Here is a 5,518-nt window from a genome sequence, read left to right as displayed (position 1 = left end):
GCCCGGTTCGGCGACGGCGCGGACGGGTTGCTGGTGACGGCCGTGGCGGGCGGTCCGGGCGCGGAGGAGGCGGTCCGGCTGCTGGCTGCTTCCGTGGGACGCAGCCGGACGGGGCTGCTCGCGGACCTGCGGCAGGGCGCGCAGGAGCAACTCCGCTTCGGGCTCCAGCGGCTCACCGCGCGCGCCGCGCGCGGGCTGGGACCGGACGGCGCGATCCACGCGGTGCTCGCCCCGCTCGACCCGACCAACCGCCTACGGGCGGGCTTCGGCACGGGGCCCGGCGCGCTGCTGCTGCTCGGCGACGACGCCTGGTACGACGCCTACGCCGGGCGGCGTCTCAGCCTGGACCCCGAGGGCGAGGACGAGGCCGTGCAGCAGCAGGGCCGCTTCCGGTTCCGCGCGGTCGTGCCGGAGCCGGGGGACGTGCTGCTGCTGTGCACGGAGGGGCTGGCGCGGCCGCTGCGCGCCGAGCCCGCGGTCGCGGCGCTGCTGGCGGAGCACTGGTCGCACCCGCATCCGCCCGCGGGCGTGGACTTCCTGCGGCAGATCCAGGCGCGGGCGTCCGGCCACTCGGGGGACCGGACGGCCGCGGCGATCTGGGAGGAGTGAGCCGCGCCTCAGCCCTCGCGCGGCTCCGTCGACGGCTCCTGGCCCTCGATGGTGCCGTTGGTGACGGCGGGGTCGGGCGAAACGGGCTCGGGGTCCTGCGCAGGGGCGGCGACCGGCGTCAGCCGCACGGTGGCGTGGTCCTGCGACTGGCGCGGGAGGACCGTGGTGGGCACGTCGGTCGGCGCGTCCTTGGGCACGGTGTCCTCCGGCACGGCGTCCGTCAGCGCGAGGGTGGGCACCGCGTCCTCCGGCGCGGCCTCGGCGGCCGGCAGCGGCTCGGTGGCAGGCTCGACGACGGGCTGGGCGGCCACCGGCTCGGCCAGTGTCGGCGGAAGGGTCTCCTGCGTCGGGGGAGCCGCCTGCGGCGGCACACTCGCCGTGTACCCGGCCTGCGGACCGGGCTGCGGACCGGGCTGCGGACCGGCCTGCGGGGCGGGTTGCGGCAGGGGTTGCGCGTCCTGCGGGTACGAGGGCGCGTACGGCGTGCCCGTCGTCGGTCCGTATGTCGGTCCGTAGGGGCCGACCTGGCCCGGGATCGGCGCGGAGACGCCGAAGGGGGCGGGCGCGGGCTCGGCGTAGGCCGCGTACGGCGCGTTCGCGATCACGGGGGCCGCGTAGGGATGGCCGACGCCGGGGCCCTGGAGGATGCGGATCTGCTGCATCTGGGTCAGCTTGCGGATCATCACGATGCCGAGGATCGCCGAGGCCACTCGGCACAGGTCGCCGAAGCCGCTCGCGCCGTAGGGGACGAGCAGGCTTCCGGAGGAGTTCAGTGTGCGGGCGCTCGCGCTGACCGGCGTCGACAGCATCGTCTCGCCGACACAGAAGCTGAGCCACCACCAGGTCACCAGGTAGGTACGCGGCTTGCGCAGGACCGGCTGTGACTGGAGGGGGATCGCGGCGCGCCAGACGCCGCCCGCGACGACGCGGGGGAGGACGAACCAGCCGAGAGGGATGAACCAGCCGCCGATCGCCCAGCCGGCGCTGAGCGCCTGTCGGCCGGGGGCGAGGATCGCGGCCAGGTTCGCGGACTTGAAGAACCAGACGATGAAGACGATGCCGGTGGCGAGCCCGAGCAGCAGGTTGAACAGGGCGAGGATTCCCGCGATGCCGGCGACCGCGTCGAGGCTGTTCAGGTTCGTGTTCGCGTCCAGGATGCCGCCGGGCCCGGCCTTGGCGACCGTGTACGCCCAGATGTTCAGGCCGAAGGAGACCAGCGCCAGCACGCCGGAGACGGCGATGAGGATCTGCGCGGCCAGGCCGATGCCGGCCGGTGCGGTCGGCGAGATCATCGCCGGCTGCGGGTAGTACGCCGCGTACGGCTGCGCGGGCGGAGCCGCGAGATAGCCGCAGTGGGGGCAGCGGCCGTACGCGTCGAGCGTCGCGGCCGAACAGGACGGGCAGAGCACGGGAGATCCCCTTGGCTGGTTCCGCGCTCCTCGCCGCGCGGCTGGCGGCCGATGGTATGCGATGCGGCGGAGCCTCGTCCACGTGTTCTCTCGCGGCCTTCGTGTACGGACAGTTGCCGGTGGGTCGCGTGTGTCGAGGGTGGCTCAGCGTGCGAGCAGGGCCTCGCTCAGGTAGTCCTCGACGTGCCCGAGCGCGGCGTCCGGGCTCGCCCCGGGCAGGCCGACCACGATCGGTGTGCCGAAGCCGTCCAGGAGCGCGCCAAGGCGCACCGCGAAGCGCTCGGGGTCGACCGTGCGGAACTCGCCCGCCCGGACGCCCTCGTGCAGCAGGGCGACGAGGTCCTCGCGCCACACCGCCTCGATCTCGACCTGACCGGCCCGGATCTCCTCGCTGGCCTGCGAGCGTCCCCACACCTCGACCCAGAGGGTCCAGCGGGGATCGCCGGGGCCGGTGGGCAGGTAGAGGGCGGCGAAGGCGCGCAGCCGCTCGGTGGCGGGGGTGTCGCCCGCGAGCAGCTCGCGGCGGCGCTCGCCGAGCTGGGACTCGCTCCAGCGCAGGGTCTCCAGCAGCAGCTGGTCCTTGCTGCCGAAGTAGTAGAGCAGGTGGCCGCCGCTCATCCCGAGCTCCTTGCCCAGGGCGGCCATGGTCACCCCGGCCAGGCCCTGCCGGGCGATGGCGGCCATGGCCGTGGCGAAGACCTCCTCGCGGGGCCTGGCCGGCCGGCGCGCGGACGCTCGGACCACTGCTGCTCAGCCCCTCTCGCTTCCTGGTCCCGCTGGACGGCACAGCTTCGAATGCTGTTCAAACCGTTGGGGACCAGTAAAGCACCAGGAGCCGCCCGCGGCTGGTCAGGCGACCTGCCGTCCGGTCACGTAGCCGAGCAGCGGCACCGTGGGGGTGACCCGGACGACGTCGACGGAGCCGTCCGTCGGCAGCGTCAGGACGACCTTGCCGCCCGCCACCGTCACCGGGTACTGGGTCGGCGCGGACCACCCCTTCGCGGTCCGCATCGAGATTGCGACGGTACCGTCGGCGCCCTGGGCCGCCAGGCAGAGCCAGAGCGGACCGTTGCGCGAGGCTCCGGCCGGCGCGGTCAGGGTGCCCGCGGGCTCCACGGGGATGTCGGCGTCGGTGTTCGGCGCGAGCGGCGGCAGGTAGGCGAGCACGTCTTCCTCCAGGTAGCTGGGCGCGGGGGCGGGGCGAGGCGGCGGAACGGGCCGCGGGTACTGGCCGAAGTCGGCGGCCTCGGCGGTGTCGTAGTCGGCGCCGCCGCTGAGGGTGGTGCCGCCGGGTTGGCGGATGGTGGCGAACGAGGCCCAGACGCCGCCGGACCAGGCGACCGTCTGCCACAGGTAGCGCAGCCCGGCCGCGTGGGCGCCCTGGATCACGCGCAGCCCGCCGTAGACGCCCGTCCGCGCACTGCCCAGGACCGACTGCACGCCCTGGAAGTACGGCTCCACGGAAGCCCAGTCGGTGTCGGTGTCGACGGCGAAGTGGACCACCGTCGTGTCCGGCAGACCCACGCCGGCGCGCTGCGACCACGCCGCGTTGGCGTCGGTCACTCCGGCGCTGTGCCCCTGGAGAGCGCGGCCGGCCGTGCTCTCCCAGACGGTCACGATGCCGAGCCCGGCCGCCTGGTAGTCGTGGACCTCGGCAGAGGTCAGGTTCTTGGTCGGATCGTCGGAGAAGTACCGGGCCACCCAGGTCGCGCCGGTGGCCTTGATCTCGGTGATCGATGGCCGGTCCCAGGCGATGTCGATCCCCGTCGCGCCCATACGTGTGTCCTTCCAGCGCCACAGCCGAGCGTTCGTGCGCGACCAGCGTATCGGTTGACCGGTACGCGGCGTGGCGATTTGTCGTCAAAGCTCCTCAGTTGGACCGGGGCTGACCAGTTGTCATCCGATAGCGTGGCGGGAGCGAAACAGATCGAAGCACCGGGGGGAACCACACATGCGCGCCGTCACCATCGCCCTCACCGCCGCGGCCACGGCCGCCGCCGTTCTCGGACTCTCGGCCTGCTCCTCCAGCGGCGGCGGCTCCGCCTCCTCGGGCAGCACCGCGTCCTGCGAGTCCGCGCTCGTCGACCAGCTCAAGGCCTCCGGCAGCTCCGTGTCCGGGGCCATGCCGTCCTTGGCCAGGCCCTCGGCCTGCAACGGGGTCGACACCCTCACCTACGCCAAGCTCCTCACCCAGGCAGTGCAGGCCGTCTTGAAGAGCGACCTGCCGACCGGACTCCCCACCGGCATCCCCACCGCCCTTCCCACCGACCTTCCCACCGACCTGCCGAGCGGGCTCCCCACGAGCCTCCCGAGCGGCCTCCCCACCGATCTGCCCACCGATCTGCCCACCGATCTCCCCAGCGGCCTGCCGAGCTGATCCACGAACGAACCGGCACACGACCGAGCCCCGCCGCACGCGGGGACGGCGCGCGGCGGGGCTCGGTGGGGGTGGGGGTCAGGGGCGCGGCTGCTGCTGGGTGATGCAGTGGATGCCGCCGCCGTTGGCGAAGATCTCGCGGGCGTCGACGAGTTCGACCTTGCGGTCGGGGAAGACGCGGGCGAAGACCTCGGCCGCGGCCTGGTCACGCGGGTCGTCGAAGGCGCAGAGGACGACGGCGCCGTTGCAGAGGTAGTGGTTGATGTACGAGTAGTCGACCGGCTCGCCGTCCTCCTCGAACAGGACGGTGGGGGCCTGGAGTTCGATGACCTCCAGCTTGCGGCCCCTGGCGTCCGTGGACGCGCGCAGCAGGGCGGCGATGTCCTTGGTGACCTCGTGGTCGGGGTGCGTGGGGTCCGGCTGGCTGTGCACCACGACGGTGCCGGGGCGCAGGAACGCGGCGACGATGTCGATGTGGCCGCGGGTGCCGAAGCGCTGGTAGTCGCGGGTCAGGCCGCGCGGGACCCAGATCGCCTTGGTGGTGCCGAGGAAGGCGTGGATCTCGGCCTCGACCTCCTCGCGGGTCCACTCGCTGTTGCGGCCCTCGCCCAGCTGCACCGTGTCCGTGAGCAGGACGGTGCCCTCGCCGTCGACGTGGATGCCGCCGCCCTCGTTGATCAGGCGCGAGGCGAAGCGCTGAACGCCCGTCAGTTCGACGACGTGCTCGGCGATGTGCTGGTCGTTCTCCCAACTGGCCCACTCCTGGGCGCCCCAGCCGTTGAAGATCCAGTCGGCGGCGGCCAGGCCGCCCTTCCCGTCGGTGAGGAAGGTGGGGCCGATGTCGCGCATCCAAGCGTCGTCCAGCGGGCGCTCGACGATCTCGACCTCGGGGGAGACGTAGCCGCGCGCGGCCTCGGCCTCGCCGGTGTTGACGACGAGGGTGACCGGCTCGTAGCGGACGATCGTGTTGGCCACGTTCGCCCACGCCTGGCGGGCCAGGTGCAGTTCGTCGCCCGCGAAGGTCTCGTTGGAGGTCGGGAAGGCCATCCAGGTGCGGTCGTGCGGGGCCCACTCTGCGGGCATGGACCAGCCGAGGGACGCGGGCGTGGGGGTCTCGGTCATG

5 protein-coding genes and 1 pseudogene are annotated in these 5,518 nt (G+C 73.4%); 2 read left to right on the top strand and 4 right to left on the bottom strand.

Translation table 11 applies throughout. From position 1 onward, the window contains the following. Positions 1 to 609, top strand: a pseudogene (locus tag TR50_RS40550) (protein phosphatase 2C domain-containing protein); the annotation flags it as partial. A gap of 8 nt (positions 610 to 617) precedes the next feature. Here the strand turns inward: TR50_RS40550 and TR50_RS43415 are convergent. The 3 genes from TR50_RS43415 to TR50_RS43410 all read right to left on the bottom strand — a co-directional run bounded on the left by TR50_RS43415 (position 618) and on the right by TR50_RS43410 (position 3,794). Next, a complete protein-coding gene (locus TR50_RS43415) occupies positions 618 to 2,018 on the bottom strand; it encodes a DUF4328 domain-containing protein (protein WP_052441864.1) in 1,401 nt (466 codons plus the stop codon). Positions 2,019 to 2,162: 144 nt separating this feature from the next. Next, positions 2,163 to 2,702, bottom strand: a complete 540-nt coding sequence (locus TR50_RS40540; protein WP_084701851.1) for a TetR/AcrR family transcriptional regulator — start codon at positions 2,700 to 2,702, stop codon at positions 2,163 to 2,165. A 165-nt stretch (positions 2,703 to 2,867) separates the two neighbouring features. Beyond that, entirely contained in the window at positions 2,868 to 3,794 is a 927-nt protein-coding gene (locus tag TR50_RS43410) for a glycoside hydrolase domain-containing protein (protein ID WP_052441863.1), read from the bottom strand. Positions 3,795 to 3,969: 175 nt separating this feature from the next. Between TR50_RS43410 and TR50_RS49565 the strand changes: the two genes are divergently transcribed. Then, complete coding sequence (locus TR50_RS49565; RefSeq protein ID WP_084701849.1) at positions 3,970 to 4,395, top strand: hypothetical protein; 426 nt, start codon at positions 3,970 to 3,972, stop codon at positions 4,393 to 4,395. A 78-nt stretch (positions 4,396 to 4,473) separates the two neighbouring features. On the opposite strand, the gene TR50_RS40525 is transcribed toward TR50_RS49565, so the two are convergent. After that, the gene (locus tag TR50_RS40525; protein ID WP_042435005.1) at positions 4,474 to 5,517 is read right to left on the bottom strand and encodes an agmatine deiminase family protein; all 1,044 of its coding nucleotides are present in this window, start codon (positions 5,515 to 5,517) and stop codon (positions 4,474 to 4,476) included. Position 5,518 lies beyond the last annotated feature (1 nt).

This window comes from Streptacidiphilus anmyonensis (assembly GCF_000787855.1).
Classification (GTDB): Bacteria; Actinomycetota; Actinomycetes; order Streptomycetales; family Streptomycetaceae; genus Streptacidiphilus; species Streptacidiphilus anmyonensis.
Note: the sequence above shows the minus strand (reverse complement) of the source record. Positions and strands in the feature narration are given on the sequence as shown.

Excerpts from the sequence above, each read along its gene's own strand:
- TR50_RS40540 (WP_084701851.1), bottom strand. The coding sequence starts at position 2,702 with ATGGCCGCCATCGCCCGGCAGGGCCTGGCCGGGGTGACCATGGCCGCC.
- TR50_RS43410 (WP_052441863.1), bottom strand. The coding sequence starts at position 3,794 with ATGGGCGCGACGGGGATCGACATCGCCTGGGACCGGCCATCGATCACC.
- TR50_RS49565 (WP_084701849.1), top strand. The coding sequence starts at position 3,970 with ATGCGCGCCGTCACCATCGCCCTCACCGCCGCGGCCACGGCCGCCGCC.
- TR50_RS40525 (WP_042435005.1), bottom strand. The coding sequence starts at position 5,517 with ATGACCGAGACCCCCACGCCCGCGTCCCTCGGCTGGTCCATGCCCGCA.